Origin of the sequence: Hephaestia sp. MAHUQ-44, from assembly GCF_023806085.1 — a bacterium.
Lineage (GTDB): Bacteria > Pseudomonadota > Alphaproteobacteria > Sphingomonadales > Sphingomonadaceae > Sphingomonas.
Map to the genome: position 1 here is coordinate 1 of NZ_JAMSLX010000042.1, position 571 is coordinate 571.

Genomic DNA, 571 nt, shown 5'->3' on the forward strand with positions numbered 1-571 from the left:
GCCGCACGAACTGAAGTAGTTGGCGCATTCGATGGGCTGGAAGATATCGACGAGCTTGCCGATGAGGCTCCGCAGGCCATTCACGGTTCGCTCGCCTGCTTTTCGGAGCATAGCCTTGAGGCGGGAAAAGGCTTTCTCGATCGGGTTGAAGTCGGGGCTGTAGGGCGGAAGGAAGCGCAGCGTTGCGCCTGCCGCTTCGACCCGGTCGCGGACTGCGGGGCGCTTGTGGCTCGACAGGTTGTCCATGATGACGATGTCGCCGGCCCGCAACTCGGGCACGAGAACCTGGGCCACATAGGCTTCGAACCAGTCGCCGTTGATCGGCCCATCCAGCACCATCGGTGCGACCATGCCGCTCATACGCAGGCCGGCGACCAGCGTAGTGGTCTTGCGGTGACCATGGGGGTATAGCCCATCCGCAGGCGCTCACCCTTGGCACAACGGCCGTGGCTACGGGTCATGTTGGTTGCGGTCCAGGTTTCGTCGATGAAGACGAGGCGTTCCGGCTCCAGATCGATCTGACCATCGAACCAATCGCGGCGCTGACTCAGGACGTCGGGTCGGTCTTGCT

1 pseudogene is annotated in these 571 nt (G+C 62.9%); it reads right to left on the bottom strand.

Features of this window, described 5'->3' with window-relative positions:
• Positions 1 to 571, bottom strand: a pseudogene (locus tag NFE57_RS16605) (IS630 family transposase); the annotation flags it as partial.